General features: G+C 66.4%; 23 protein-coding genes and 1 tRNA gene. 11 read left to right on the forward strand and 13 right to left on the reverse strand.

All coding sequences use genetic code 11. The features are described 5' to 3' along the window. Positions 1-3: 3 nt before the first annotated feature. Positions 4-702, reverse strand: a complete 699-nt coding sequence (locus AC1RLU_RS18340) for a carbonic anhydrase (RefSeq protein ID WP_492797305.1) — start codon at positions 700-702, stop codon at positions 4-6. Positions 703-952: 250 nt separating this feature from the next. Here AC1RLU_RS18340 and AC1RLU_RS18345 point away from each other — a divergent pair, with 250 nt between their 5' ends. Together AC1RLU_RS18345 and AC1RLU_RS18350 are read left to right on the forward strand one after the other, a co-directional pair. Continuing rightward, positions 953-2,446: an amidase gene (locus tag AC1RLU_RS18345; protein WP_492797307.1), complete on the forward strand. Its 1,494-nt coding sequence runs from the start codon at positions 953-955 to the stop codon at positions 2,444-2,446. A 45-nt stretch (positions 2,447-2,491) separates the two neighbouring features. Beyond that, positions 2,492-4,075: an ABC transporter substrate-binding protein gene (locus tag AC1RLU_RS18350; RefSeq protein WP_492797308.1), complete on the forward strand. Its 1,584-nt coding sequence runs from the start codon at positions 2,492-2,494 to the stop codon at positions 4,073-4,075. 49 nt (positions 4,076-4,124) lie between these two features. Here the strand turns inward: AC1RLU_RS18350 and AC1RLU_RS18355 are convergent, their stop codons facing one another. After that, positions 4,125-5,720, reverse strand: a complete 1,596-nt coding sequence (locus AC1RLU_RS18355; RefSeq protein WP_492797310.1) for a gamma-glutamyltransferase — start codon at positions 5,718-5,720, stop codon at positions 4,125-4,127. Positions 5,721-5,930: 210 nt separating this feature from the next. Next, positions 5,931-6,221 (reverse strand): YggT family protein, encoded by a 291-nt coding sequence (locus tag AC1RLU_RS18360; protein WP_061965995.1) that lies wholly within the window; start codon positions 6,219-6,221, stop codon positions 5,931-5,933. A 117-nt stretch (positions 6,222-6,338) separates the two neighbouring features. Between AC1RLU_RS18360 and AC1RLU_RS18365 the strand changes: the two genes are divergently transcribed. Continuing rightward, a tRNA-Ala gene (locus AC1RLU_RS18365) sits at positions 6,339-6,414 on the forward strand. 389 nt (positions 6,415-6,803) lie between these two features. Here the strand turns inward: AC1RLU_RS18365 and AC1RLU_RS18370 are convergent. The 7 genes from AC1RLU_RS18370 to AC1RLU_RS18400 all read right to left on the reverse strand — a co-directional run bounded on the left by AC1RLU_RS18370 (position 6,804) and on the right by AC1RLU_RS18400 (position 14,613). Further along, positions 6,804-7,601, reverse strand: coding sequence for an ABC transporter ATP-binding protein (locus tag AC1RLU_RS18370; protein ID WP_492797312.1), 798 nt, complete (start codon positions 7,599-7,601; stop codon positions 6,804-6,806). Continuing rightward, on the reverse strand, positions 7,598-8,629 hold the full coding sequence (locus tag AC1RLU_RS18375) for a FecCD family ABC transporter permease (protein ID WP_492797314.1): 1,032 nt from the start codon (positions 8,627-8,629) through the stop codon (positions 7,598-7,600). Before AC1RLU_RS18375 ends, AC1RLU_RS18370 begins: the two co-directional genes overlap by 4 nt. After that, positions 8,626-9,612 carry a FecCD family ABC transporter permease gene (locus AC1RLU_RS18380; protein WP_492797315.1) on the reverse strand — a complete coding sequence of 329 codons (987 nt, stop codon included), beginning with the start codon at positions 9,610-9,612 and terminating at the stop codon, positions 8,626-8,628. Before AC1RLU_RS18380 ends, AC1RLU_RS18375 begins: the two co-directional genes overlap by 4 nt. Continuing rightward, complete coding sequence (locus AC1RLU_RS18385; protein WP_492797316.1) at positions 9,609-10,526, reverse strand: ABC transporter substrate-binding protein; 918 nt, start codon at positions 10,524-10,526, stop codon at positions 9,609-9,611. Before AC1RLU_RS18385 ends, AC1RLU_RS18380 begins: the two co-directional genes overlap by 4 nt. 20 nt (positions 10,527-10,546) lie before the next feature. Next, a complete protein-coding gene (locus AC1RLU_RS18390) occupies positions 10,547-12,955 on the reverse strand; it encodes a TonB-dependent siderophore receptor (RefSeq protein ID WP_492797318.1) in 2,409 nt (802 codons plus the stop codon). A gap of 138 nt (positions 12,956-13,093) precedes the next feature. Then, entirely contained in the window at positions 13,094-14,089 is a 996-nt protein-coding gene (locus tag AC1RLU_RS18395; protein WP_492797319.1) for a FecR family protein, read from the reverse strand. Positions 14,090-14,121: 32 nt separating this feature from the next. After that, positions 14,122-14,613: an RNA polymerase sigma factor gene (locus tag AC1RLU_RS18400; protein WP_492797321.1), complete on the reverse strand. Its 492-nt coding sequence runs from the start codon at positions 14,611-14,613 to the stop codon at positions 14,122-14,124. Positions 14,614-14,780: 167 nt separating this feature from the next. Between AC1RLU_RS18400 and AC1RLU_RS18405 the strand changes: the two genes are divergently transcribed. Continuing rightward, positions 14,781-15,545 carry a siderophore-interacting protein gene (locus AC1RLU_RS18405; RefSeq protein WP_492797322.1) on the forward strand — a complete coding sequence of 255 codons (765 nt, stop codon included), beginning with the start codon at positions 14,781-14,783 and terminating at the stop codon, positions 15,543-15,545. A gap of 226 nt (positions 15,546-15,771) precedes the next feature. On the opposite strand, the gene AC1RLU_RS18410 is transcribed toward AC1RLU_RS18405, so the two are convergent. Both AC1RLU_RS18410 and AC1RLU_RS18415 read right to left on the reverse strand, forming a co-directional pair. Beyond that, positions 15,772-17,178 carry an amidase gene (locus AC1RLU_RS18410; protein ID WP_492797324.1) on the reverse strand — a complete coding sequence of 469 codons (1,407 nt, stop codon included), beginning with the start codon at positions 17,176-17,178 and terminating at the stop codon, positions 15,772-15,774. Beyond that, on the reverse strand, positions 17,168-18,199 hold the full coding sequence (locus AC1RLU_RS18415) for a LacI family DNA-binding transcriptional regulator (protein WP_061966015.1): 1,032 nt from the start codon (positions 18,197-18,199) through the stop codon (positions 17,168-17,170). The genes AC1RLU_RS18410 and AC1RLU_RS18415 overlap by 11 nt, the downstream gene beginning before the upstream one ends. Before the next feature lie 194 nt (positions 18,200-18,393). On the opposite strand from AC1RLU_RS18415, the gene AC1RLU_RS18420 reads away from it, so the two are divergent. From AC1RLU_RS18420 to AC1RLU_RS18430, 3 genes are read left to right on the forward strand one after another with little or no spacing between them, the layout of a single operon-like run. Further along, on the forward strand, positions 18,394-19,335 hold the full coding sequence (locus AC1RLU_RS18420; protein WP_061966017.1) for an ABC transporter permease: 942 nt from the start codon (positions 18,394-18,396) through the stop codon (positions 19,333-19,335). A gap of 13 nt (positions 19,336-19,348) precedes the next feature. Further along, positions 19,349-20,227 carry an ABC transporter permease gene (locus tag AC1RLU_RS18425; protein ID WP_492797669.1) on the forward strand — a complete coding sequence of 293 codons (879 nt, stop codon included), beginning with the start codon at positions 19,349-19,351 and terminating at the stop codon, positions 20,225-20,227. Positions 20,228-20,276: 49 nt separating this feature from the next. Next, positions 20,277-21,836, forward strand: a complete 1,560-nt coding sequence (locus AC1RLU_RS18430) for an ABC transporter substrate-binding protein (RefSeq protein ID WP_492797326.1) — start codon at positions 20,277-20,279, stop codon at positions 21,834-21,836. A gap of 176 nt (positions 21,837-22,012) precedes the next feature. On the opposite strand, the gene AC1RLU_RS18435 is transcribed toward AC1RLU_RS18430, so the two are convergent. Beyond that, on the reverse strand, positions 22,013-22,906 hold the full coding sequence (locus tag AC1RLU_RS18435; protein WP_061966019.1) for a LysR substrate-binding domain-containing protein: 894 nt from the start codon (positions 22,904-22,906) through the stop codon (positions 22,013-22,015). A 106-nt stretch (positions 22,907-23,012) separates the two neighbouring features. Here AC1RLU_RS18435 and psrA point away from each other — a divergent pair, with 106 nt between their 5' ends. The 4 genes from psrA (at position 23,013) to phnE (ending at position 26,715) form a co-directional block, all read left to right on the forward strand. Further along, positions 23,013-24,101, forward strand: a complete 1,089-nt coding sequence (gene psrA / locus AC1RLU_RS18440) for an iron-containing alcohol dehydrogenase PsrA (RefSeq protein ID WP_113587336.1) — start codon at positions 23,013-23,015, stop codon at positions 24,099-24,101. 80 nt (positions 24,102-24,181) lie between these two features. Then, positions 24,182-25,057, forward strand: coding sequence for a phosphonate ABC transporter substrate-binding protein (phnD, locus tag AC1RLU_RS18445; RefSeq protein WP_492797329.1), 876 nt, complete (start codon positions 24,182-24,184; stop codon positions 25,055-25,057). Positions 25,058-25,087: 30 nt separating this feature from the next. Next, positions 25,088-25,897, forward strand: coding sequence for a phosphonate ABC transporter ATP-binding protein (phnC, locus tag AC1RLU_RS18450; RefSeq protein WP_492797331.1), 810 nt, complete (start codon positions 25,088-25,090; stop codon positions 25,895-25,897). A gap of 14 nt (positions 25,898-25,911) precedes the next feature. Then, positions 25,912-26,715 (forward strand): phosphonate ABC transporter, permease protein PhnE, encoded by an 804-nt coding sequence (gene phnE, locus AC1RLU_RS18455; protein ID WP_061966027.1) that lies wholly within the window; start codon positions 25,912-25,914, stop codon positions 26,713-26,715. The last annotated feature ends 61 nt before the right edge of the window (positions 26,716-26,776 follow it).

Below are 26,776 nucleotides of genomic sequence, written 5' to 3' on the forward strand. Positions count from 1 at the left end.
GCCTCAGACCTCGGAACAGCGGATCTGCTGGACGCGCTTGGGCATCTCGCCGACGGCCGGGATGAACTGGCCGGTCGCGGGGTCGAGGATCATCAGCACACCGGTGGCGACGGCGAAATAAGCGCCGTGCAGGTGCAGTCGGCCCTTGCTCTCGAGGATCTGCACGCAAGGGAAGGTGCGGAGATTGGCGAGCGATTGCTGGACAGAGGCCAGCTCCAGCCGCTGCAGATAGTCGTCGAAGCTCTCATGGCGACCACGTCCGCCGGTGCGCTCGGCCGCCGGGCCGATCATGGTGATCCATTTTCCGATGAAGTCGCCCGGCGAGAGCGCCTGCTGGCTGTCATCGGCGAAGGCGCGGATACCGCCGCAGCGGCCATGGCCGAGCACGACGATGTGCTGCACCTTGAGCGCCTGGATGGCGTATTCGAGCGCGGCGGAGGTGCCGTGGAGCTGGTCGTCCGGCTGGAAGGGCGGAACGAGATTGGCGATGTTGCGCGCGACGAACATCTCGCCGGGGCGCGCATCGAAGATCACTTCCGGCGAAACGCGCGAGTCGCAGCAGCCGATCAGCATGATCTGCGGCGTCTGGCCGTGTTCGCCGAGCTCCTGATACCGGCTCTGCTCGCGGATGAAACGATCGTCGAGGAAAGCGCGATAGCCTTCCGTCAGGCGCTGCGGGAATGGCTCTGCAGGCTTTTCCATGGATCCTGTGGAACAGGAAACGGACGGCTTCGTCAAGCATATGTTGCGGTGCGGTATCGCCCAGCCCGCCTGCCGGCCTTCGCTCAATCGCCCTTCCGGGCCAACTGTAGACGGCATGGAACCCGCGCGGAGGGAGGGGGCTGCATGCGCGATCGGGACATGGACATCTCGGCCTCGTCGCCTAGTCTGCTCGGACTGCCCCGCGCGGCACAGCGCTTGCGCGGGGCTGAGCGCAACGGAGACACCTGCCTTGACCGAACCCTGCGACCTCAGCGCCGTTGCCGCGCGTGCCCTGATCGGCGCCAAGAAACTCTCGGCCCGCGAACTGCTCGACAGCTGCATCCGCCGCATGGATGCGATCGACCCCGCCGTGAACGCGATGGTCGCGCGCGACGACGACAAGGCCCGCAAGGATGCGGCAAAGGCGGATGAGGCGACCGCGCGGGGCGATGCGCTCGGTCCGCTGCACGGCCTGCCGATCGGTATCAAGGACCTGGAGAACGTTGCCGGCCTGCGCACCACCTATGGCAGCGCGCTCTATCGCGATTTCGTGCCGAAGGAAGACCAGCTCATCGTCTCATCGGTTCGCAAGGCCGGTGCGATCATCGCCGGCAAGACCAACACGCCCGAATGGGGCGCCGGCGCCAATACCCGCAACGCCGTCTATGGCGCGACCGGCAATCCGTTCGATCCCGCGAAGAGCGCGGCCGGCTCCTCGGGCGGCTCGGGCGTCGTGCTGGCGACGAACATGGTGCCGCTCGCGACGGGCTCCGATACCGGCGGCTCGCTGCGCAATCCCGCCGCCTTCAACGGCATCGTCGGCTTCCGCCCGACGCCCGGCCTCGTGCCGAGCGAGAAACGCCAGCTCGGCTGGTCTCCGCTGCCGGTGCTCGGCCCGATGGCGCGCAACCTGCCGGATCTCTGCCTGCTGCTCTCGACCATGGTCTCCGATGCCGCTGCCGATCCGCTCGCGACGACGATCCATGGCAAGACCGTGCGGCGGCCGGAGGATTTCGCCCGCCCCGATGCGATCGATCTCGCCTCGCTCAAGGTGGCTCTGACCCCGGATTTCGGTTTTGCGCCGACCGAACGCCTGATCCGCGATACTTTCTCCGACAAGACCAAGGCCTTCAGCCATCTCTTCAGGGCGGCGGAGGAAGCGACGCCGGATTGCGAGGGCACGGACGAGGTCTTCGAGATCCTGCGTGCCAGCAATTTCCTCGCGGCGCATCTCGACAAGGTCCGCGATACGCCCGACATGGTCGGGCCGAACGTCCGCGCCAATGTCGAGGAAGGACTGGGCTATTCGGCGCTCGACGTCACCCGCGCCATGAAGCAGCAGACGGTGAGCTACCAGCGCTGGCAGCGCTTCTTCGAGGATTACGACGTCATCCTGTCGCCGGCTGTGACGCTGAGCCCGCGGCCCTGGACCGAGCTCTTCCCGTCCGAGATCGACGGCAAGCCGACCCGGACCTATTTCCACTGGCTCGCGGCAGCCTATGCCGTCACCATCGTCGGCCATCCCGCGATTTCGCTGCCGGTCGGGCTCGACCGCAACGGCATGCCCTTCGGCCTGCAGATCGTCGGGCCGCGCGGCGGCGACGCCAAGGTGCTGGCGGTGGCGGCGGCGCTGGAGGCGGCGCTCGCGGGCGATCCGCTGACGGCCCGTCCGGTTCCGGACCTCGCCAAGCTCGCCAAGGCGCGGCCGATCAGCGAAAGCCCGAATTTCATCGGCTTCGCCTGAGGCCTGATTCGCGTTCCATACCAATCATAAACGGGGAGAGTATGAATGAAGCGTCGTGATTTTCTGATGGGGACGGCCGCGCTCGGCCTCGCCGGCCCGGCCCTGCCGCGGCCGGCCGCAGCGCAAGGCAGCGCAACGCTGATGAAGTTCGTGCCGCAGGCCAATCTCTCGGCGCTGGACCCGGTCTGGACCACCGCGACCGTGACCAACAATCACGGCTATTACGTCTTCGACATGCTCTACGGGGCGGACGAGAACCTGAAGCCGCAGCCACAGATGGCGGAGGGGCACGAGATCTCGGCCGACGGCAAGACCTGGCGCATCAAGCTGCGCGAAGGCCTGACTTTCCATGACGGAACACCGGTCAAGGCCGTCGACTGCGCCGCGAGCCTCAAGCGCTGGACGCAGCGCGACCCCTACGGCCAGTTGCTCGGCCGGGCGGTCGAGGAATGGGGCGCGCCCGACGATCGCATCGTCGAGATCAAACTCAAGCGCCCCTTCCCCATGATGCTGGACTGCCTGTCGAAATCCGACCAGCCGCCGATCATCATGCCGGAGCGCCTGGCCAAGATCGATGCGAACACGCAGGTCACCGAGATGACGGGTTCGGGGCCCTACAAGTTCGTCGCTTCGGGCTATGTCTCGGGCAGCAAGGTCGTCTACGAGAAGTTCGAGGGCTACAAGCCGCGCAGCGAACCGCCCAGCCGCAATGCCGGCGGCAAGGTCGCGCATTTCAAGCGGATCGAGTGGAACATCCTGCCCGATCCCGCGACATCGGCCGCGGCGCTGACCACCGGCGAGGTTGACTGGTGGGAGCGCCCGCTCACCGATCTCCAGCCGATGCTGGCTGGCAACAAGGACATCAAGCAGGAGATCATCGACAAGGCCGGGCGCGGCGCGATCATCCGCCTCAACCACCTGCAGGCCCCGTTCAACAATCCGAAGGTGCGCGCCGCCGTGCGCATGGCGGTGAAGCAGGAAGACTATATGCGCGCCGCCCAGGGCGACGACACCACGCTCTGGCAGACCTGTCGCAGCCTGTGGTGGCGCGGCACGCCCTATTACGACGGCGAGCAGGAAGACCTGATGCCGCAGAGCCTGGAGAAGGCGAAGGCGGCCCTCAAGGAATCCGGCTACAACGGCGAGAAGGTCGTGATCATCAACCCGACCGACTTCCCCGATATCGGGCCGCTCGGCGAGGTGACCTTCGAATTGCTCAAGCAGCTCGGCATGAATGTCGAGATGGCGGCAAGCGACTGGGGCACCGTCGTGCAGCGCCGCGGCAGCCGGGAATCGACCGAGAAGGGCGGCTGGAGCATCTTCCACACCACGGGATCGGCGACGAGCTGGGGCAACCCGGCGATGTCCTCGCTGGTCCGCGGGCAGGGCGAGAAGGGCTGGTTCGGCTGGTGGAAGAGCGATGCGGCCGAGGCTCTGGCCGAGGAATGGCTCTACGCCCCCGACGAAGCCGCGCAGAAGAAGAGCGCCAAGGCGCTGGCCCGATTGGCGCTGGAGGAGGTCGCGACCATCCCGCTCGGCCAGTTCGTCAGCCGCACGGCCTATCGCAACGACATGACCGGGATGCTCGCCGGCTCGGCGCCCTATCCGTGGGGTCTCAAAAGAGGTTGATCGTCGTACTCATGCAGAAGGGCGGCCGTAACGGCCGCCCTTTTTCATTTCAGCGCGTCGCAGCCACCGCCGCCGACCAGGGCGAGGCGGCGTCGCTCGACCCTTCCGCGCCGTCCTTGTCGACGCGGACGAAGTTCGGACAGGCGAAGTTGATCGGCAGCACGCTATGCTCGACGATCGCGGTCGGCCCCGCTGCTTCGAGTGCGGCAAGCGTCTCGGCCGGCAGGCGCAGATCGGCGCTGGCCGAATCCGGGCCGGAGACGTCGATGCGCGGCTGATGCGCTGTCTCCTCGGTGCCCATGCCGAAATCGAGCTGCCAGGCCAGCGTCTGGTAGATGCTGGCGAGGATGCGCCGCCCGCCGGAGGAGCCCATCGCCTGGCGCGGCCAGCCGCCATCCTTCGGCGTGACCACGACCGGGCACATGTTGCAGAGCGGGCGGGCACCCGGTGCGATCGCATTGGCGCTGCCGGGGCGCGGATCGAACCACATCATGCCGTTGTTCATCAGCACGCCGGTCGCGGGCAGCACGACGCGGCTGCCCATCGAGGAGAGCAGCGTCGTGGTGACCGTGACGAGATTGCCCTCGCCATCGACCACGGTGAGATGGGTCGTACAGGTGTCGCCCGGTTCCTTGGCCGCAACCGCGGCGCCGAGGCCGGCCAGTCTCTCCCGATAGGCCTGGCGCATCACGCTGGAGAGCTGCGCGAACCAGGCGGCGGAGGGGCCGTCGCCCTCGATCGGGGCATCGGCCATCCCGGCGACGACGCGTTCCAGCGTCGGCGCGGCGGTGAGGCCGCCGGCGGTGTGGAGGAGGTGAGTGCCGCGCCAGTCGATGGTCGGCGCCTCCCGCAATCCGGCCTTGCAGCCGGCCAGATCCTGGGCATCGACGACGCCGCCGGCCGCAGCGATATCCGCCACGAGCTGGTTCGCGACATCGCCGCGGTAGAAATCGTCGAGCCCCGCCTGCGCCAGCCGCTCGATCGTGTCGCCGAGCTTGCCCAGCTTCATGAAGCCCGGAATGCCCTGATAGGGCGGCACCGGCGGCAAGCCGCCAGGCAGATAGATGCGGGCACTTTCCTCGTAGAGCCTGAGCACCGAAGCCGAGGAGGCGATCTTCAGCGTCGTGTACCAGTCGGCCGGCAGGCCGCGCCGGGCGAGCGCGATGGCCGGCGCGAGAATGTCGGCGAGCGGGAGCTTCGAGCCGAAGGTCTCCTTGAGCTTGGCATAACCGGCGACGGAGGAGGGCGTGACGAAGGAGAGGGGGCCGTGGATGTTGCGGTCGTCCACCACCTCCGGCCAGGTGAAGAGGTCCTTCTTCATCTCGCCGGTCAGGGGATAATCGGCAGGATCGGCACGGCGCGGCGCGACCGGCCCGAAATCGACGACCTGCGCGCGGGCCTGGCCCGCCTTGAGCACGACGGCGAAGCCGATGCCGCCGAGCCCGCTGTTCCAGGGTTCGACTGCCGCAAGCGCGAAGCAGGCGGCGACGGCGGCGTCGGCGGCATTGCCGCCCTGTTCGAGGATCGCTGCTCCGGCCTCCGCCGACTCGCGGCTCTGCGAGACGACGATGCCGTGCCTGCCGCGCGCGGCAGGTTTGGTCAGAGCCCAATTCTGGCTGCGATAGGGAAGGGCGGCAGCGGCCATGCGGAAACCTCGAAGCGTTGGCGAGGCGGCCATACTGCATGCCGGTCGCTACGACGTCGAATGCGTCGTGGCGGATTGCGAGCCGCGCCCGGCGCAGGGCGCGAATGGATCACCGTGCGCCCTATCGCGCGCAAAGCGGCGATCCATCCCTTGGCTTTGGCATCGGATCTTTCCGAAAAGTGCATTCCACTTTTCGGTCCGATGCCAGGATCAGAACACGTTGGGGTAGATGTAGCGGGTGATCACGCTCTGGATGAAATAGATGATCAGCAGCAGGATGATCGGCGAGATGTCGAGCCCGCCGAGATTGGGCAGGCGCTCGCGAATCGGCCGCAATACGGGTTCGGTGATGCGGTAGAGCATGTCCCAGACCGTGGAGACGAACTGGTTGCGGGTGTTGATGACGTTGAAGGCGATCAGCCAGCTGAGCACTGCCGAGGCGATCAGAACCCAGATATAGAGGTTCAGCGCGATCATGATCACGTCGAGAACGGCACGCATCGGGCTTCCTTTTAGGCCTGTCTGGAAAGGTGACGCGGAATATCCCGGCTCGCGCCAAATCAGATGGCGGAAGTGATTGACATCCACGCGACGCACAGCCTAGAAGGCCAGCGCCTTGGGGCTGTAGCTCAGATGGGAGAGCGCTGCAATCGCACTGCAGAGGTCAGGGGTTCGAATCCCCTCAGCTCCACCAAGGCTTAAGTCATTGAGAATGCTAACCTTTTAGCTCTCAATCACCTGTCTAAAACTCGGTGATTCCCGCTGCTTGGTCCCACGCTGGCGCCACTGAGCGAAATCATGGCTCCATCCGCAAGCATCGCGACAAGGTCCAAGTCCGAATCCCCGCAGAGATTCGTGTCCGTTATCCGGTCATCCGCTACCTATGCCGATGCAAAGGAATGGGGAACCTGGGGCCCCCCAGCCAATATGCAGGTGCACGTTGCTGAACCTCCGTTGGGGCAGCGCTGGTGCAAGTCCGGCGCCCATGCGGCGCAGGTGGCCCAGATATGGCGAGGCTTCATCGGTGCTGGCGGTCGAGAATTGACGTAAGCGGCGGCTTTCCGGACCGGCCCCGGCTTTGCGTCAGTTCGCGAGAGCCGCCCGCTTCGGTACGATCAACGGCTTTCCGGTCAACGGATCGGCGATGACGATGCAGGGGACGTGAAAGACCTCGTCGATGAAGCCGGGCGTCAGAAGATCTTCCGGCAGACCCTGCGCCAGGATCTCTCCCGCGCGCATCACCACCAGCCGGGATGCATAGCGGGCAGCCTGGTTGAGATCGTGCAGCACCGCGACGATCGTCTTCCCGGCACGGTTCAGGGCGGAGCAGAGTTCGAGCACATCGATCTGATGGGAGAGGTCGAGGAATGTCGTGGGCTCGTCCAGCAGCAGGATATCCGCGCCCTGTGCCAGTGCCATCGCGATCCAGACCTTCTGACGCTGGCCTCCGGAGAGGCTTTCGAGCGTGCGCTCGGCGAGCTGGGAAACGCCCGCCGCTTCCATGGCGGCCTCCATGGCGCTCTGATCGGCAGCAGTCCAGGGTTGAAACAGGCTGCGGTGAGGATGCCGCCCCCGTGCAACGAGATCCGCGACGATGATCCCCTCCGGCGCCTCCGCTCCCTGGGGCAGGACAGCAAGCAGCCGGGCGCGATCGCGTGGGCGATATTGTGCGATCGGGTGTCCATCGAGCAGGACGCTGCCGCCGGAAGACGGGTGCAGCTGCGCGAGGCTTCTCAGCAAGGTCGACTTGCCGCAGGCATTGGGGCCGACGATCACGGTGAAACTGCCGGCCGGCAACGCAATATCGATCCCCTTGAGGATCTCGTGCGGGCCGTGATGTGCGCGCAGGGCCTGCGCTTCCAGCCTTGATTTGGTGCTCATCGGAGAGGCTCCCTGCGGCGGACCCAGGAGCCGAACAGCAAAATGAGATAGGCTCCGCCCAGACAGGCCGTCACGGCGCCGACGGGCAGCGCGCGCGGCGCCAGCGCGATGCGCGCGACCGCATCGCTGGCCAGCAGGAAAACCGCGCCGAACAGAGCGGAGGCCGCCAGCGGCAAACCGGCCGAGCCCGTGAGCTTGCGCGCCGCCTGCGGCGCGATGAGCGCGACGAATCCGATCGGCCCGGCGATGAAGGTCGCCGTCGCTGTCAGGCCAAGCCCTATGAGGCCGAGCCGGAGCCGGGTGCTCGCGGCCGGAACGCCGAGGGATTGCGCCTTGTCGTCTCCGAGTTCGAGAGCCTGCACGGAGCGGGCGCAGGCTAGGCCGAGGGGCAGCAGCAGGCCGAGCATCCCCGCGCCGATCGCCAGCCGCTGCATATCGACCCCGGCGAGCGCTCCCTGCTTCCAGTTCGCGGCGACCAGCGCGATATCGAGGGGCGCGACGAAGATCATCCAGTCGCCGAAGGCCGTGAAGGCGGCCCCGACCGCGATGCCGATGAGGATCAGCCGCGCGCGATCGGCGCGCAGTCCCCCGGCCGCTATATAGACCATGAGGCCTGCACCAAGCCCACCGCCGAAGGCTGCCAGCGCGACCAGCGCGGGCGCCAGGCCGGCAAGAAGCGCCAGCAAGGCCCCGCCGAACGCACCGGCGTCGAAGCCGATGATGTCGGGGCTTCCGAGCGGATTGCGCAGCAGCGTCTGGAACAAGGCGCCCGACAGGCCCAGCGCGGCGCCGGCTGCGAGCGCCGCGCCAATGCGAGGCAGGCGCCACTCGACGAGCAGTTGCAGCGCCGGACTCTCGTGGCCAGCAAGTGCGTGAAACACCTGCACCGGCGTGAGCCTGACCGTGCCCAGCGTCAGGGACGTCAGCACGAGCGCCAGACCGCCGAGCCACAGCCCGAGATGGCATAGTGCCGGACGGCTCATCGCGCCGTTCATGATGGTTCCGCTCTGTACGGTGAGACCCTTCATGCGGCAGCGTTCCTGCGGCGGGCGAGCAGGATCAGGGCAGGCGCGCCGAGCAGCCCGGCGACGATGCCGACCGGCACCTCGGCGGGCGGCATCGCGATGCGGCCGAGCGTGTCGGCGATCACGACGAGAGCGGCGCCGATCAGGCCGGAGAGAGGCAGATGCGCCGCCGCGCCGATACCGCCGAGGCGGCGGGCGATATGCGGGCTGGCGAGGCCGATGAAAGCGATCGGGCCCGCCGCCGCGACGGCGCTGCCGGCGAGCAGGACGACGGCGATGAGCGAGCCAAGTCGCACCGGCCGGACTGCGACGCCGAGCGAGGCCGCGCGGTCGTCTCCAAGCGCGAGCAGGTCGAGGCGTGGAGCGAGCGCGAACGCCAGCAGCGTTCCGACAAGCCATGCCAGCGTCACGCTTGGAAGGATCGCCCCAGTGGCTCCCGAGAGTGAGCCGACGCGCCAGTTCCTGACCAGATCGAAGCGCTCGGGATCTGACAACGCGACCGCCTGGCCGATGCCGATGCACAGCGCCGTGACCGCGACGCCGGCAAGCGTGAGGCGGATTGGGTTCGAGCTGCTGCGGGCGCCCGCCAGCGCCTGGACTGCGAGCACCGCGCCAAGGGCACCGCAGGCGGCAAGCCAGGTCGCGGCCTCCGCGCCGGCGAGACCGATGAGGCCGGTGCCCAGGATCAGCGCGAGGCTCGCCCCTGCATTGATCCCGAGCAGGCCCGGATCGCCCAGCGGGTTTCGCGTCGCGAGCTGGATGACCGCGCCGGCAAGCCCGAGCGCCGCGCCGACCATCGCCCCGAGCAGGACACGCGGCAGACGCAGCCCCAGCACGATCTCGGCGGCTTCGTTGCCGCGGCCTTCGCGAAGGATGGCGAGCCATTCGCCGGCCGCGATCGGGCGCGCGCCCAGCGTCAATGCGATGAGCGAGGCAGCAAGCAGCACCAATGCGCCGATGACGATAGCCAATGGGGTCCGTGTCACGAGGCCATCCGGGTCAGCAACGCATCCCAGGCGCCTGCGAGATGGTGCGCGGTGTAGACCGATCCGAAGATGCTGTTGCCCGGCGAAACATGTACATGCCCAGCACGGACGGCCGGCAGCCGCTGCCAGAGCGGTTCGCGTGCGAGCGTCAGCGGGGCGCGGTCGCCGAGATCGATCAGCAGGATGCCATCGACCGGCCCGAGGACATTCCCGAGGGATTCGAGCGCGACCTCGCCATAAGGGCCGAGCCGCCCGGCTTCGACGGCCCGGCCGCCGAGATCGGCAAGGACCTGGGCCGGCATCACGAAGCCGTAGCCCGTGCCGTCGCTGCGCACCATCAGCCGCCGCTTGAGCGGGTCGTAGGTCGCTGCCGCCAGCAGGCTCCGCCGGAGCAGGCGGTCATGGCGCTGGCGCAGCCCGGCAATCTGCTCGGCATAGGCCGTGATGGTCCGTTCGGCGGCTTCGGTGCGCTGGAGCCAGCCGGCCAGGCTATCGAGATTGCCGCGCCAATGCGTGCGGTGGTTGCTCGGCAGGACCGGCGCGATCCGGCTCAGCCGGGCGAGGGGCCACCACTCCGAGTAAGCGGAGGTGTCCGGGCAAAGGATCAGATCGGGTTCCAGCATCAGGATCTGTTCGAGATCGGGCGGCGCCGCCAGGAACGGCACGGAGGCCGGTACGGGCACCCAGGGCCGCGCGCGGCTGTGGCTGTAGCCGACAAGAGGCAGGGCGAGCGCCAGCGCCATCTCGAGGCTGATGCGCGAGTCGATCGCGACCACCCTGTGTGGCTCGGACGGCAGCTCGACGGGACCGAGCGGCGTGTTCACCACCCGGCGTCCGGATGCGGCAAAGGCGGAGCCGGCCAGGATGGCCCCCCCGCCTGCCGCGAAGCTGCGTCGAGACAGGAATGTCGCCACGCGGTTCCCTGCCTTCGGCCCTAGAATTCGAAGGTCGAGGAGAGCGAGACCATCCGCGCCTCGCTCGGATAGAGCAGGTTGAAGCCCGGATAGGTCGTCCAATACGCCTTGTTGAACAGGTTCGTGACGTTCGCCTGCAGGATGATCGGCTTGGCGCCATCCCGCTCGATCTTGTAGCGGGCGCCGATATCGAAGGTCGTCCAGGCCTTCAGCTTCTGCAGGTTGGCGGCATCGGCATAGCTCGAGCCGGTATAGATCATCCGGCCGAAAAGCGTCAGGTTGCGGACGAAGCCCGGGTCCCATTCGAGACCGAGATTGGCCTGCACGCGCGGCGTGCCTTGCGCTTCGTTGCCGTCGAAGGTGCCGTTGGCTGTGCGCACGAGCTTGGAATCGAGGAAGGTGATGCCACCCAGCGCCCGGACACCTTCCACAACTTCGCCGGCTACGCTCAGCTCGACGCCGCGATAGCGGGTCTCGCCATTGTCGCTGAAGGTGTTGGTGACGGTGTTCGCGATGCCGGAAGCCTGTTCCGACTGGAAGACGGCGACCGAGGTCATCAGCCTGCCCCAGTCGATCTTGGCGCCGGCTTCGTACTGCTTGGTGACGAAGGGCGGTAGGACCTGGCCGGCATTGACGAAGGTGTTGCCGACGACCGAACCCGCGGTCAGGCCCTCGATATAGCTGGCGTAGAGCGAGACGTTCTCAAGCGGCTTCACGACGAGGCCGATGACCGGCGTCACCGCATCGCTCTTGTTTTTGGAAGAGAGCAGGCCGGTTTGCAGCGTGTAGTTGTTGATGTCGACGAACTGCTTGCGTACGCCGAGCGTCAGTTGCAGGCGCTTGTCGAAGGCCGAGATCGTGTCCGAGATCGAATAGCTGGTGAAGCTGTTGTCGTTCTGGCGGTAGCGCCGGGCCGCCGGCATCACCGGATTGGGCGAGAAGGTCGGATTGTAGATATTCGACGGCGTCACCGAGAGCGTCGCCGGCAGGCCGGAGGCGCGCGCCTGATAGAAGCTGTTGGCGGAAATGACGACCTCGTGGTCGAGCGGGCCGGTCTGGAAGCGTCCGCGCACGCCCGCTTCGCCCGAATAGCGGTTGATGTCGATCTGATAGCGGGAGCCCGTGCTGGTGAAGTTGCCGTTGCGCCTGAGGCCCGAGCCGGCTTCCACCGCCTGGTCCCAGTCCATGTGGCTGACACCGGCCTTGCCGTAGACGGTGATGTTGGAGGTCACATCGTACTCGGCCTGGACCATGCCGTAGCTGTCCGCGAACTTGCTGTAGTTCCAGGGCGAGACATAGCTCTTGTTCGGCTTGATCGGCCGCGGGACCAGCTCGGTCGCCAATGGCGTCACCGTGTTGTTCATCCGGTCGGTGTTGAGCACCTGATAGCCGGCATCGAGCGAGATGCGGAACGCGTCGCTGCGATAGTCGAGCCCGATCGTGCCGTTGACCAGATTCTGCGACTGCTGGCTGATGGGGGTGCCGCCGTCGCGATAGAGCAGGTTGGCGCGCACGCCGAACTGCTTCTGATCGCCGAAGCGGCGGCCGAGATCGAGATGGCCGCCGAGCTGGGAGTTGCTGATCCAGGTCGCGGTGAAACGGGTCAGCGGCTCGTCCGCGGCACGTTTCGGCACGAGATTGATGATGCCGCCGACGCCGCTCGGCGACAGGCCGCCGAGGAAGGCACCGGGGCCCTTCAGGACCTCGACGCGTTCGATTCCGGCCAGTGTCGATTGCGCGTTGGGCGCGATGCCGAAGAGGCCGCCGAAAGCGACGGCGGCATTGCCGACCTGGATGCCGCGGATGACGAAGTAATTGGCATTGCCGACATTGGTCGGCTCGACGTTGCGGATCGAGGAATCGTTCTTGACGACATCGGCGATGGACTGGGCTCGCTGGTCCTCGATCAGCTTGGACGTGTAGTTCGTCACCGAGAAGGGCGTATCCATCACGGAGCGCTGCCCGAGCACGCCGAGGCCGCCGCCGACCGCGACCTGACCGCCGGCATAGGCCGGGGGCAGCCCGGGCACGCCGCTGCCGACGACCTCGATGGTATCGAGGGCGATCGCGCCTTCGACGGCGCCGCCAGACGCGACGGGTCGGGCCGGATCGTAAATCTGGACGGTGGTGGCGTTGCTGAAGCGGAAAGCGAGGCCCGTGCCGTTGAGCAGGGCTGCGACGGCCTGTGCCGTGCTCAGCGAGCCCTTCACCGCATTGCCGCGACGCGAGGCGGCGGGCGTCTCGGCGAAGACCACATCGACGCCGGTGACGCGGACGATATCGTTCATCGCGGCGCGGACGGGCTTGGCCGGGATGTCGAAACTGTGCAGCGTCTGCGCCTGCGCCGTCGCAACGGGAATGGCGAGGCTGGCACCCAGCGAGCTGAGAAATGTCGCTGCGAGGAGAACTTCCTTCGCCGTCAACCGCATCGAACGCATCCACCGACCCTTTTCGTACAGGATGGTGCGAGGCTTTCAGCCTCGCCCTCTATCTCCTTGTCGAACGAGCCGGCCGGTGACCCTCACGCATCGCGTGATTTTTTTGGAGTTGCCGACCCGGCAGTCGCGTCAGGGCGAGACGAAGGTGACCGGCCCGACGGTGGTGACCGAAAAGCCGACCGAGGATTGCAGGGCCGCCAGCGCGGCTGCGCTGTCGCGCAAGGTGACATTGCCGGTGACATGGCGCCCGCCGAGCGTGGAGCCGAGCAGGACGATGCGGCCGCGGTGGTGGCGCTCGATCCGGGCCAGGACCTGCGCCAGCGGCATATCGTCGAAGATGAAGCGCCCGGCGCGCCAGGCCGTGACCTCCGCGACATCCACGGCCTCGGCCTTGCCGAGCCCATGCCCGCCATAGGCGACCCGCTCGCCCGGGTTGAGGACCACGGCCTCGCGCGATTGCGGCAGCTCGACCGAGACGCTGCCGCTGGCGAGCGTGACGGTCACACTTCCCTCATCGTCTGTGGCCACCTCGAAGCCCGTCCCGAGCACGCGGGCCTCGCCCTGGCCGGCGCTGACCACGAAAGGCACTTCGGAGCGCTTGACCTCGAAGAAGGCCGTTCCCCTGAGCAGGCGAACGCGACGCAACCCCGCGGAAAAATCGACGGCGAGCGCGCTGTCCGAATCGAGCTGCGCCGTCGAGCCATCCGCCAGCACGATCATGCGCTGCTCGCCGCGCGCCGTGACCTGATCGGCGCGCCAATTCTCGAACAGATGCGGCCGGTCGAGCCAGATCCAGCCAAGGCACAGGGCGAGCACGAGGCCGAGCACGGCCCCGGCGGCCGCTCGTCCGCGACCACGCTCGCGGCGTAGCGCCCGGATGCGCTCCAGCGGCGCGGCCAGCGCTTCGGTCTCGGAGGCACCGAGAGCGGCGGACAGCGGGCCCATATTGGACCAGAGCGCCGCGACCTTGCCATAGTGGCGGGCATGATCGCTCGACGCCGCCAGCCAGGCTTCGAAATCCCTGCGATCCGCAGGCGAGGGGCGGCCGTTCATGCGGGTGAACCACGCGATCGCCTGCTTTTCCAGCAGGAGCTCATCGGTTCGGGGGCTGTCGTCGGTGTCCATGGCGCCTGAGTTACGGCTTGGGCCCGGAGGCGTTATCGCAATGTGTCCCGGCATGCCAGCAGGGCGCGGGCGATCTCGCGCTCGACCGTGCTGTAGGAGAGGCCGAGCGCGGCTGCGATCTCATCGTAGCTGCAAGCATGCACGCGGTTCAGCAGGAAGATCTGGCGCGTGCGCTCAGGCAAGGCCGCGACGGTCCGCACCACACGCTCCAGGTCCTGCCGGGCTGCCGCGACTTGATCGGGCAGGGCGACTGGCGCGGCGTATTGCGCTTCGGTGATCTGCAGCGGCAGGCTGGCACGCCGGCGTTCGGCGCGCTGATGGCTGATCGCGGCATAGTCGATCGCGCGGCTCAGATAAGAAGCTTGGCAGCCGATATGGTCCCGGGCGCGCGACCAGAAGGCGACGAAGACGTCCTGCACGACATCGGCGGCGTTGGCGACGCCGACGCGACGCGCAGCCCGCCGTTCCAGCCGGCGATGTTCCCGCGCGTAGAGTGTGCCGACATCGTCGAGGCTGCTCGACATGGTTCCGCTGGCTCCGGATATCCCAAAGCCCAACGCCATAGCAGCCGCATTCCGGCCGCTCAATCGCGATGTTTTAGAAATACTCTAAGTAAATCAAAGGCTAAGGCTGTTGCCTCGACGTCGTTCGCATGAAACAAGCGCGGCGCTAGACGAGGTCGATCGGCACGATGGAAGCCAGCCCCAACCCGTTTCATGAAGCTGCCGTCGTGAGGCGCCGCTATCTCACGCCCGGAATGATCCGGCTGACGCTCGGGGGAGGCGGCATCGCCGGCTTCCGCTCGACCGGGATCGCCGACGAATATATCCGCCTGTTCTTTCCCGATCCCGAGACGGGCGAACTCGTCCTGCCGGAGATCGGCGCGGACGGGCGCTGGACATTTCCCGAGGATCGCCACCGCGTCCGCTATTCGACCTATACAGTGCGCCGCCACGATGCCGTTTCCTGCGAACTCGACATCGACATGGTCGTTCATGCCGGTGGCCGCGCCAGCGACTGGGCCTGCGCCACCAGCGAGGGCGACCGGGTCGTCATCAACAATCCGCGCGGGCTCTACAAGCCGCCGGCGGATTGCCGCCGGCAGATCCTCCTTGGCGACGCGACCGGCCTTCCGGCCATCGCCCGCATTCTCGAGAACGCGCCTCCCGACATGGAAAGCCGTGTTGTCATCGAGGTTCGCGACGCAGGCGAGCAGCAGCCCTTGCCGGAGCATCCCGGAGGGGATGTCACCTGGCTCACCGGCAGCGGGAACGGGGTTGGCGAAAGCCGGCTGGGCTCGCTCCTGGCCGACATGCCCATGGGGGCCGATCCCGGCTATCTCTGGGTTGCCGCGGAGCGTGCGGCCGTGCGTGCCCTGCGGGCTCAAGCGGATGCGCTGGGCTGCTTCGCCGATGATGGAAGGAAGCTCGTGGCCTATTGGGGGGCCCGGTCGTGATGCCTTTGCCCCGTTCGGCGCAGCCGCTCGATGTCTTTCCGGGCGATCACGGTCCTGACGTCCGGTTCGAAGGGTGGCAGGTGTGCCCGGCCCTTCGCTCTGGAAGCGCCCAAGGACGGCGGGCGCTTGCGCGCGTCACGGACCAGCTCAGCGCCGGCTGAGCCGACACGGTCGCCAACCCTACGGCAGGAGCAAGAGCGAGCCGCCAGTTTCGCTCGCATGCAGCCTACCGGGGATCGATAGGCCCAATCGGCAAGGCCAATTCACGCTCGATCCAAGCCGCCAACCGGAAGAGATCAGCCTCCCGCCGGGCGTGCGACAGGATCTGGACGCCGACCGGCAGGCCTTCCCGCGAGAAACCGATGGGAATGGCGATGGCTGGCAAGCCTGTGAGCGACCAGATCGCGGTGATTGAGATCCAGTCGAGATAGTCCTGCATCGGCTGCCCCGCGACCGTCTCGGGGAATAATGTTTCGACGGAAAAGGGCATGACCTGCGTTGCCGGGCAGATCAGGAAATCGTGCTCGTCGAGGACATCCACAGTCCGGCGGTACAGTTCGCTTCGGATCCGATTGGCGGAGACGATGGCATGGCCCGGCTGGTCGCGGCCACGCAGGAGATCGGCGAGGACAGGTGCCGGAAACGCGTGGCGGTGCGTCTCGAAGAGAGGCTCGAACGTCGCGTAGAACCCCTCGCCGCGCAGCACGCGGAATGCGTCCATCGCCCCGGCAACATCCGGCGAGTTGTGAGCGACTGCGACGCCTGCCCGGTTCAGCATCTCAGCGAGCCGATCGAGGGCAGCCCGGATCGGCTCCTCGATCGGCAGCATGCCAAGATCTGCCGAGACTGCGACCCGCGCGGGCTTGCGCGGCGTCAGCGCTGCTTCGAGGAACGGCGGCTCGCTGGTTGGCGCGGTCAGGATATCCCCGGAATCATAGCCGGTCATCGCATCGAAGAAGAGGGCGAGGTCCGCAACGTCGCGCGCCATTGGCCCCTCCACGGCAATCGTGTCGAACGGATCGGCCAATCGCTTGCGCGGCACCCGGCCCGGCGTCGGCCGCAGGCCCGTCACATTGCAGAACGCTGCGGGAATGCGCAGGCTGCCGCCATAGTCGTTGCCGTGGGCGAGCCAGGCCTCGCCGGTCGCAAGCGCGACTGCTGCGCCGCCGGAGGAGCCGCCACAAGTCAGGCGCCTATCATAAGGGTTCCGTGTCGCGCCATGGACGCTATTGGTGGTCTGTGCTCCGCCGAGTTCGGACAGGTTCGACTTGCCGAGCGTGATCGCACCGTTTGCTTCCATCAGCGCCACGGTCCGGTCGGACTCGGTCGATATGCGGTCGCGGAAGATCGAGGTCCCTCCGGTATTGCGGACTCCTTCGACGTCGCTGTTGTCCTTGACGACGATGGGAAGCCCGCCGAGGAGGCTTGAGCGCCCGGCTCGACGCGCGACATCGGCTGCACGAGCCTGCTCCCGCGCCCGGTCCAGGCAGAGCGTCGGCACGGCATTCATCTGCGGCTCGACAACGGCAAGACGCGCCGCGGCCGCCTCGACCAGCTCGACGGAACTGATCTCCCCGGCCGCGAGGAGATCGCGGACGACAAGTGCGCTGAGCTTCGTCAATTCAGTCGACATGGGCGGGCTTTCCGGAGGCAGGCGCGCCGCATGAGCGGCGAATGACGAGGCGTGGCGCCATCACAGTGGTCGTGCCGGGGCCATTCAGCGTGCCGGCAAGCCGCCGGATCAGGAGCTCGAGCGCGGCTTCGCCCATGGCGCGGACGGGCTGAGCAATGGCGCTGAGCCGGGGCGAGACCGCATCGGCCCAGGGAAGGTCATCGATGCCGATGACGGAAACATCCTGCGGCGAGGAAAGACCGCGGTCCGCCAGCGCCTTTATGACCCCGATTGTCATCAGGTTATTGGTTGCGAAGACGGCGCTCGGCGGCTCCGCCAGCGCCATGAGCTCGGCCATCGCCTGCTCGGCAGGCTGCTTGCGGAACCCGGCATCGCGGACGAGAGCCGGATCGAAGGAAAGGCCTGCCGCCAACAAGGCTTCGCGATAGCCGGCGAGGCGCTCCGCAGCCGTGCGGAACACTTCAGGTCCGTTGACGAGGCCGATCCGCCTGTGGCCGCAGGCGATCAGATGCTGCGTCGCCTCGAAGCCCGCGCACCGGTTGTCGAGGACGACCGCGTCGTAGCCTAGCCCTTCCATCGCCCGGTCGACGAGCACGACCGGGACCTCGAGCTGCGCCAGCAGCGAGGCTCTGTTCATCGAGACGGCTCCGGTCGGCGCCAGGATGAGCCCGTCGATCCGTTGCGTGCGAAGCATGCGCAGATGCGCCTCCTCGCGCTCGCTGCGCTCGTTCGAATTGCACAGCAGCACCAGATAGCCGCAGGCAGCGGCGGCATCCTCCACCGCCTCGAACAGATCGGAGAAGAACGGATTGGTGATGTCGCCGACGACGAGACCAATCAGCCCGCTCGATCGCTTGCGCAGCGAGCGCGCGCCTGCATGGGGCGTATAGCTCAGCTTCTCCATGGCGGCACGTACCCGCGCCGAGAGCTCGGGGCTGACGCGATCTGCACTATTGAGCACGTTCGATACGGTAGCCACCGACACATCGGCGAGCCGCGCCACATCCCGAATCGTCGCCATTCAATCCCCAATGAAACGGTTCAAACCTGCTTTCAGATTTGCGGATCGAAATGCATTTCGCAAGCGCAAAACCTCAATTAAACGCCTCTTGCGGGGAAGCTTGCTCTGTGAGAGCTTGATTGAAACGTTACAAAAATTATGAGGAGCCGGATCGTGGGGGAGCGATTGTCCGTAACAGAAGGCTCGGCGGGGCCATGATGTCCTATGTCCTGCGCCGGATCGCCGCGACCGTTCCTGTCCTCGCCTTCGTCGGCCTCTTCGTCTTCTTCCTGCTGCGGTTGACGCCGGGCGATCCGGCGATCCTCATCGCCGGCGATCAGGCCACGACCCAGCAGATCGCTTCGATCAGAGCCCAGCTCGGCCTCGACAAGCCGCTGACAGAACAGCTCCTCGCCTGGGCAACCCAGCTTGCGCAGGGCAATCTTGGCCGCTCCGTCTTCTCCGACATGGCAGTTACGCGGCTGATCGGGATGCGGATCGAGCCGACGGCAATGCTGACGCTCGTTGCGATCCTGATGGCACTAGCGATCGCGCTTCCGCTCGGGATCCTGAGCGCGCTCAAGGCCGGCAGCCGGACGGACCGGGCGGTCATGGCCTTCGCGATGGTCGGCTTCTCCTCGCCGGTCTTCGTCGTTGCTTTCCTGCTGGTCTATGTCTTCGCGCTGTCGCTCGGCTGGTTCCCGACGCAGGGCTATGTGCCGCTGTCGCAAGGGCTGCTGCCCTGCCTGAACAGCCTTGTCCTGCCGGGGCTGGCGCTCGCCATGCTCTATGCGGCGCTACTCGCTCGCGTCATGCGCGCGAGCCTGCTCGAGGTGCTGTCGGAGGACTATGTCCGTACCGCCCATGCCAAGGGCATGAAGCCCCGCCGCGTCGTGCTGCGCCATGCCTTGAAGAACGCCGCGATCCCGGTCGTGACGGTCGTCGGCGTGGGCATCGCCGCCTTGCTCGGCGGCGTGGTGGTGACCGAGACCGTGTTCAACATCCCGGGCCTGGGAAGATTGACGACAGATGCCATCCTGCGGCGGGACTATCCCGTGGTGCAGGGTCTCATCCTCGTCTTCTCGCTGGTCTACGTTACCGTCAACCTGCTGGTCGATCTAAGCTACGTGCTGTTCGATCCGCGTATCCGCTATTGAGGGCGCCGTGACGATGACCGTGACCGGCACCGTCGTGCGGAAGGCACCTGGCCACTTTCAGAACCTCGGCGGCTTCCTGCGCACCAATCCCACGATCCTGATCGGCCTCGCGGTTCTGGCGGCCTTCACCTGCGTCGCGGTGATCGCGCCTTATATCCTGCCTGACCCTGTACGGGTGAATCCGATCCAGCGTTTGCGACTGCCCGGCGCCGATCATTGGTTCGGCACCGACCAACTCGGCCGCTCCACCCTGTCGCGCACGCTGAACGGCACCCGTATATCGTTGACGATCGGCGCGTTCGTCACAGTGCTGACGGTAACCCTGGGCCTCTTGATCGGGCTTGTCGCAGGCTTCGTCCGATGGCTGGACGGGATCTTGATGCGGATCATGGACGGCCTCATGGCCATCCCCGGCATCCTCCTGGCCATCGCGCTGATGTCGCTGTTCGGATCCAGCGTCCAGAACGTGGTGATCGCGATCAGCATCGCCGAAATCCCGCGGATGGCCCGCGTCATCCGCTCCTCCGTGCTGGTGTTGCGCGAGCAGACCTATGTCGAGGCCGCGATCACCAACGGCACGGGCCTGCCGCGCATGCTGTTGCGGCACATCCTGCCCAATGCGGCTGCGCCCGTGATCGTACAGGCGACCTATGTCTTCGCCTCGGCGATGATCGTGGAGTCGGTCCTATCCTTCCTTGGCGCCGGCACGCCGCCGACGATCCCGAGCTGGGGCAACATGCTGGCCGAGGCCCGCCCCTTCATGCAGCGCGCGCCCTGGATGATCGCCTTTCCGGGGGTGGCTCTGGCGCTGCTCGTTTTGACCGTCAACGTTCTCGGCGACGCCCTGCGCGACGCCATTGATCCTCGCCTCGCCCGCAAACTCAGGGTTTGAGGCCGGCCATAAGAACAAGAAACCGGGACAATCCATTGGGAGGAAAGCGATGAAAAGCCTGACGAGACGAATGGCGTTGGCCGGCGGCCTCGCCCTGTCACTGGCGGCACTGCCTGCTGCCGCGCAGACCGTATTGAAAGTGCGCCCTTTCGGTGATCTGCGCACGCTCGATCCGATGACGACCTCGGACTACATGGTCCGCAACCACGCCTACATGGTCTACGACACGCTCTTCGCACAGGACGCCAAGGGCCTGATCAAGCCGCAGATGGTGGAGAACTTCACGACCTCTTCCGACGGCCTGACCTGGACCTTCGTTCTCCGCGACGGATTGAAATTCCATGACAACACGTCGGTCGCGAGCACCGACGTCGTCGCCTCGCTGAAGCGCTGGGGAGAGCGCGACGGTCTCGGCCAGCAGCTCATGGCGCATACCGCCTCGCTGGCGGCGACCGATCCCAAGACGGTCACGCTCGTGCTCAAGGATCGCTGGGGCCTCGTGCTCGACGCACTCGGCAAACCGAGCTCGATGCTGCCGGTGATCATGCCGGCGCGCATCGCCGCCACGCCCTCGAACCAGAACATTACCGACGCGACCGGCTCCGGCCCCTTCATGCTGGTCAAGGAGCAGTGGTCCCCGGGTTCGAAGATCGTCTACGCCAAGGCGCCGACCTACCAGCCGCGAAAGGAAGCGCCGGACGGGCTCTCCGGCGGCAAGGTGGCAAATGTCGACCGCGTCGAATGGCAGATCATGCCCGATGCCCAGACCGCCTTGAACGCGCTGCAGGCGGGTGAAATCGACATCTTCGAGGAGATGCCGCCGGACATGATCCCGCTCGTGAAGGGTAACGCGAAGATCACCGTCTCGAAGCTCGCAGCGCTGCAGGGCGTCTTCCGGATGAACCAGTCGCAGCCGCCCTTCAACAACCCCAAGCTGCGCCAGGCGATCCTGCGTCTCGTCGACCAGGAGCTGGCGGTCCGCGCCTATGTCGACGACAAGGCGCTCTACACTGTTTGCCCGTCCTTCTACATGTGCGACTCGCCCTATTTCACCGATGCGGCCTGGCCAAAGCCGGATGTGGCGGCAGCCAAGAAGCTGATCGCTGAAAGCGGCTACAAGGGCGAGAAGATCGTCGTGCTCGATGCCACGGAGACCGCGCTCAGCCCGCAAACCCTTGTCGTCTCGCAGCTGATGCGTGATGCTGGTCTCAACGTCGACTATCAGGCGATGGATTGGGGCACGCTGTCGAGCCGGCGCACCAGCAAGAGCCCGGTCGACCAGGGCGGCTGGTCAACCTTCGCTTCCGGCCCCGCCGCGCCCGACATGACCGAGCCCGTAGGCCATCTGGCCCTGCGCTCCAACTGCGAGAATTCGTGGTTCGGCTGGCCCTGCGACGAGGCCATCGAGAAGCTGCGCGCCGAGTTCACGATGGCGCCTGATCTCGACACCCGCAAGGCGATCGCCCGCAAGATCCAGGAGCGCGCCGTCGAGACGGTGCCCTATGTTCCCGTCGGCCAATTCTGGCTCGTGCGCGGTCAGCAGGCCAGCCTCCAGGGCCTGCTCTCCCCTGGCGTCCCGGTCTATTGGAACGTCTCGAAGAACCATTGACGCTGACATCGACACCGCGCTTCCCCGGAGCCAACACCTGACCCTCAAGCGTGCGGCGCAGGAATTGGCATGAGGGAAGCGCGGTGCGTCGCGAGCGGGTTCCGCTCAGGTTCTGCTTCTGTAGCCGCTTCCGAAGAGAACCCTCTCTTGCGGAGAAGATCCGGGAAGCCAAGCCACTACGATCTGCCGGCTCGGTCGTCGAAAGCATCGCGTGTCCCGTGCACAACATCGAGAAACGCCTTGATGATCCGGCTCGACTCGCGCTGCTTCAGCACGACGACATGGGCATAGGTGTAAACCTCGGCTCCCTCGATCCGGACCAACTTGAGGTTCTCATCCGGCACGAATTCGGCATCGGAGACATAGCTGATGCCGAGACCATGGATCACCGCCTCGCGAATGGCCTCGCGGCTGCCGATCTCCATCACCAGGCGCGGCTTCGTTCCGGTCCTGGCCAGCGCATTCTCGAAAGCGCGCCGCGTGGTTGAGCCCTGCTCGCGCACGATCATCGGCTCGCCTTCCAGCTCCGCCAGCCGGATGCTGTCGCGTGCGGCGAAGCGGTGGTCGCGCCGCACGAACACCGCGACCGGATGGCGCCTGTAAGGGATGGTCAGCAACCGGTCATCCTCGTCGATATAGGCGAGCACGGCGACGTCGCACCGGTAGCTGGCGAGATCGTCGAGGACTTCGGCGGAATTTCCGAGCTTCACGGCGAGCTCGATCTCCGGATAGGCCTGGTTGAAGGCGGCCAGCATTTCCGTGACGTGGAACGGCCCCACGGCGCTGATCGACAAACGGCCGGTGCGCAATTCCCGCGTTTCCGACAGGAAGGCGAGCACCTCGGCTTCCTCGGCAAAGAGACGGGTGGTGATGGCGAGAAGCTGGCGCCCGGTGTCGCTGAGCTCGCGTCGTCGGCCGCGCTTGACGAAGAGCTCGACGCCGAACTCCTCCTCCAGCGCACCGACCTGTGCCGTCAGGGTCGGCTGGCTGATGTTGAAGGCATCGGCGGCGGCGTTGAAGCCGCCAGAGCCGGCCACGAGATGGAACGATCTGATCTGGGTATAACGCATAGCAAAAATCTATCTAATCACATCAAAAAATCAATTTGTTATAATATGCAGCTTCAGGGAGCATCCTCGCAACAGGCCGGCAAGGCGCATTGCGAGGATGAACCGCATGAACTGGGCGTATTGGAATCCCGTCAGGATCCGCTTCGGGGCCGGCCTGCTCGACGAGGTCGCGGGATTGATCGGCAACCGCCGCTGGGCGCTCGTCACCTATGACCAGCCGATCTTCCGTGAGCTGTCCGCCCGGCTGACCGCTGTCGCCGGGGCACCGGTCGTGTCGATCACCAATATCGAGACCAATCCGGACTGCGCCGATCTCGCCTTGTCCTGCCGCCAGTTCGGCGCGGCCGAGCCGGCCGAAGTCCTCGTCGCGCTCGGCGGCGGCTCGATGATCGATGCCGCCAAGGTGCTGGCGGCCAGCGGCGGCGATTTCGAGAATGTGCGCCGCCATCTCGTCGAGAAGAAGCCGCTGGATGAGGCCGCGATCATCCCGATCATCGCGGTGCCGACCACGGCCGGCACCGGCAGCGAAGTCACCTCCTGGGCCACGGTCTGGGACGCCGCCAATGGCAGCAAATACTCGCTCGCCCACCCCCGGCTCTATCCGGAAACTTCGGTGCTCGACCCCGCGCTGACAGTCGGCGCGCCGCGCGGCCTCACGCTGGCGACCGGGCTCGACGCCCTGTCCCATGCGCTGGAAAGCATCTGGAACGTCAACGGCAATCCGGTCTCGGCGAACTATGCGGTCGAGGCTGCCAAAGAGATCATCGACACCTTGCCCCGCCTGCTGGAGCGCCTCGACGATGTCGAGCTCCGCGCCCGGCAGATGCGCGCCAGTCTGCTCGCCGGCATGGCCTTCTCCAACACCAAGACCGCGCTCGCCCATAACATCTCCTACGACATCACGCTGAAGAGCGGCACGATCCACGGCATCGCCTGCTCCTTCTCGCTGCCGATCGTGATGCGCTGGGCGATGGGCGCGCAGCCGCAATGCGATGCGGCGCTGCGCTGCGTCTTCGGCCCCGACCTCGAAGCAGGGGCGGAACGCCTCGGCGCCTTCCTGCGCAATCTCGGCGTCTCGACCGACCCCACCGCCTACGGCGTCTCGGGCGTCGAGTGGAACCGCCTCGTCGGCAAGGCGCTCGAAGGCGAACGCGGCCGCAACTTCATTGGAAGGCAGGCGGCCATGGCCGCCTGAGATCAAGTAACGGGCAACGACGCCCACAACGGTTCCGCCGGCAGATCACAACGATCGCCGGATCATCTTGGGAGGATGACATGACCATCACGCGTCGGACGATTCTGAAGAACTCACTGTGTGCGGGAACGGTGCTGGCGATGCCGGCGCTGGTCCAGGCCCAGCCGAAACAGATCCGCGTCGGGCTGATCCCGTCCGAGGATTCGCGGGCGATGCTGGAATCGAGCCAGCAGCTCCTCGATGCGCTGGAGAAGAATCTCGGCATCAAGGTCCAGGGCTTCGTCGCCTCGGATTATAACGGCGTGATCGAGGCGATGCGCTCGAGCCATGTCGATGTCGCCTATCTCGGCCCGTTCTCCTATGTGCTCGGCACGACGGTGGCGCCGATCGAGGCCTTCGCGACGGCGGAGACCGCCAAGTCGAGCCGCAGCTTCTACCGGAGCCAGATCATCGCGCGGAAGGATAGCGGTATCCGCGATTGGAAGGACCTGAAAGGGCGCACCTTCGCTTTCGTCGACCCGTCTTCGACCTCGGGCCACCTCTTCCCTAAGGCCGGACTGATAAAGCTCGGGTTCGACCCGGAGAAGGATTTCGGTCGCGTCCTGTTCACCGGCTCGCATGACGCCAACGCGCTCGCGGTCGCCAACAAGCGCGTCGACGCCGCGACGATCGCCGACCGCATCTTCGATGCCGCCGTGCAGAAGAAGCTGGTCGACCGGGCCGACATCCACGTCGTCTGGGAGTCGGATCCGATCCCGGAATCGCCGACCTGCTGGCGCAAGAACCTGCCCGACGACCTGAAGAAGCAGATCAAATCGGCCTTCCTGAACATCCGGGACATCACCTGGGCCGACCAGGGCAAGCTCAACCGCTTCGTCGAGACCAACGACCAAGCCTACGACATCATCCGCGAGACGGCGAAGGTGCTGAATCTCGATCTGACCAAGATGAAGTAGTCGCGACACGCGACCGGCGGAGGAAGCGACATGATCACGATCGAAGGCCTGAAGAAATCCTATGCCGGTCGCCCTGTCCTGCAGGGCATCGACCTCAGCGTCAAAGCCGGCGAGTTCCTCGTGGTGCTCGGCCCCAGCGGCGCCGGCAAGTCGACGCTGCTGCGCTGCATCAACGGGCTGGCCCAGCCCGATGCCGGCCGCACCGTCATCGACGGCACCGTGTTCGACACGAAACGCGCGGCCGCCGGAAAGCGGCCGGTCGCGATGATCTTCCAGCACCACAACCTGGTGAAGCGCCTTTCGGTGCTGAAGAACGTGCTCGTCGGCCGGATGGCCGGCCTGTCCTCCTTCCTGAGCATGCTGCAGCTCTTCCCGCGGCAGGACGTCGCCATCGCCATGGACTGCCTGGCGCGGGTCGAGCTTGCCCACAAGGCGAACTCGCGCGGCGACCAGCTCTCGGGCGGCGAGCAGCAGCGCGTCGGCATTGCCCGCGCGCTGGCGCAGCAGCCGGCGGTGATCCTCTGCGACGAGCCGGTGGCGAGCCTCGATCCCAAGACCTCGCGCGTCGTACTCGGCTACCTCAAGGCGATCTGCAAGGCGGAGGGGATCGCGGTGATCTGCAACCTCCACCAGGTCGATTACGCCGTCGAATTCGGCGAGCGCATCGTCGGCCTGAGCGGCGGCCGGGTGATCTTCGACGATACGCCCGATCACCTGACCTCCGAGATCGTCCACCAGATCTATCCAGGTCTCGAGGACCCCGGCATCAGCCGCGTGCTCAAGCCCCGCCCGGCGAGCCAGCCCGTGCTGGCACCGCTGATCGCCCCTGCAATCGCCTGACGGGAGGCAACCCCATGTCCTTCGGAACGCTGCAACTTGTCATCCGTCCGCCGCAGAACCGCTTCGGCTGGTGGGGCGTCGGCACGATCGCGCTCGCTATCCTCGTCTTCCTGTGGTGGGCCGCGCTCGGCGCCCAGATCAACGCCAGCAATCTCTGGAACGGCATCCCCTATATGTGGGATTTCCTCGTCCGGATGGTGCCGCCCAATCCGGAATTCCTCGAACGGCTGTGGAAGCCGGCGCTGGAGAGCCTGCAGGTCGCGGTCTGGGGCACCCTGCTCGGCGTCGTCATCTCCCTGCCGATCTGCTTCTTCGCGGCGCGCAATCTCAGCCCGAGCCCGGCCGTCTTCCACGCGACGCGGCAATTGCTCAACTGCATGCGCGGCATCAACGAGATCATCCTGGCGCTGATCTTCGTCGCTGCGATCGGTCTCGGCCCCTTCGCCGGCGTGCTGGCGCTCGCCATCCACGGCGCCGGCATGCTCGGCAAATTCTTCGCCGAGGCGATGGAGGATATCGACGAAGGGCCGCTTGAGGCTTTCCGCTCGGCCGGCGTCGGTCCGTTCAAGACCTTCTTCTTCGGCGTGCTGCCGCAGGTCCTGCCGACCTGGCTCGGGACGATCTTCTACCGGCTGGAGACCAATGTCCGGCAGTCGACGGTGCTCGGCATGGTCGGCGCAGGCGGCATCGGCTTCGAGCTGGTCTCATCGATGAAGCTCTTCAAGTACCAGGACACCGCCACCTGCATCCTCGTCATCCTCGCGATGGTCTTGGTGGCCGACCTCGTCTCGTCACGCGTCAGGGCGCTGATCCGCTGAGCGGCGCCGGCGCAAGGAGTTGGTCATGAACGCACATTCCAAGATCGGCTCGGATGTCGTT

The organism is Allobosea sp. GW822-FHT05A11 (assembly GCF_058800455.1).